1 protein-coding gene and 1 pseudogene are annotated in these 1,346 nt (G+C 67.7%); both read left to right on the forward strand.

What is annotated here, in order from left to right:
• Positions 1-331: 331 nt before the first annotated feature.
• A complete protein-coding gene (gene tnpA, locus ALLO2_RS23025; protein WP_035734823.1) occupies positions 332-754 on the forward strand; it encodes an IS200/IS605 family transposase in 423 nt (140 codons plus the stop codon).
• Positions 751-1,346: pseudogene (locus tag ALLO2_RS28535) on the forward strand (helix-turn-helix domain-containing protein); the annotation flags it as partial. The gene tnpA and the pseudogene ALLO2_RS28535, both read left to right, overlap by 4 nt.

Below are 1,346 nucleotides of genomic sequence, written 5' to 3' on the forward strand. Positions count from 1 at the left end.
TCCCAGGGCGGCAGAGGGTCCAGGGGCGCACCACCGAGGCCACGAAGGCATCCCGGTCCGGCTCCGGCATCCACACGGCCGCCTGGTCGAGATACCAGGCGATAATCCACAGCCGGTGCCAGTCGAGCGCCCACACCTCGGCGGGTAGGCCCCCNCGGGGACGGGACGTCTCCGCCGCGCCGCCAGCCCTGATGTAGGCCCAGATCATCCACCGAAGACTCGCCGGGTCCGCCCATCGAGTTGTCCGGAGGGGATTGTCGCCTTCAGGCGACAGGGGAATCCGCTACGGACCGCAAGTGACTAGACATGCCACGCTGGTATAGTCGGTGGCATGGGACGGCAGGTGACGGCGGGCGCGGGCGGGGTCTACGACCTCGGCTACCACGTCGTGTGGTGCCCCAAGTATCGCCGTCCCGTGCTCACCGGCGGGGTGCGCGAGCGGCTTGACGCGCTGCTGCGCGAGAAGTGCGCCGAGCATGACTGGCCGGTCATCGCGCTGGAGGTCGAGCCGGACCACGTGCACCTGTTCGTCAAGGCTCACCCGAAGCACTCCCCGTCGTACGTTGCGAACCAGTTGAAGGGCTTCACGTCCCACGTGCTGCGCGCCGAGTTCCCGCATCTCAGATCCCGGCTGCCCACCCTGTGGTCCCGGTCGTACTTCGTGGCGACCGTCGGCGCGGTGTCAGCCGGGACGGTGACCCGGTACATCGAGACGCAGAACGAACGCCCGTGGCGCAAGGCGGCGGCGCGGTGAGGCGGACGTACAAGTTCCTGCTGCGCCCGACGGCGCATCAGGTCGCGTCGTTGACCGTGATGCTGAACGACCACCGCGCGCTCTACAACGCGGCGTTGCGGGAGCGTCGGGGCGCCTACGCGCACCCGTCGAAGACCAGGGTCGAGTACGGGGACCAAGTCGGCCCAGCTGAAGGACATCCGGGCGTACGACCCACCTCAGGCCCGATGGTCGTTCTCCTCCCAGTAGGCCACCCTGCGACGCCTCAACCTGTCGTTCGCCGCGTTCTTCCGCCATGTGAAGGCTGGCGAGACGCCCGGCTACCCGCGCTTCAAGGGCGCCGGGCACTTCGACACCGTGACGTGGCCTGTCGACAACGACGGCTGCCGTTGGGACTCCCAGCCTGACAACCCGGCCCGGACGTTTGTGCGGTTCCAGGGTGTCGGGCACGTGAAGGTCCACCAGCGCCGGCCGGTACAGGGCGCAGTCAAGATCCTGTCCGNCAAACGCGAGGGTGTCAACTGTCGCTCGTCCAGTAGTCATTGGCGCTCTATAGTGAGCTATGATGGTCATGTGAACCTCAAGGAGTGGGCCGAGTCGCAGGGTGTGGCGT

The sequence above is a fragment of the Frankia sp. Allo2 genome, from assembly GCF_000733325.1.
Lineage (GTDB): Bacteria > Actinomycetota > Actinomycetes > Frankiales > Frankiaceae > Frankia > Frankia casuarinae.

Coding starts and splice junctions, on each gene's coding strand:
- tnpA (WP_035734823.1), top strand. CDS start 332: ATGGGACGGCAGGTGACGGCGGGCGCGGGCGGGGTCTACGACCTCGGC.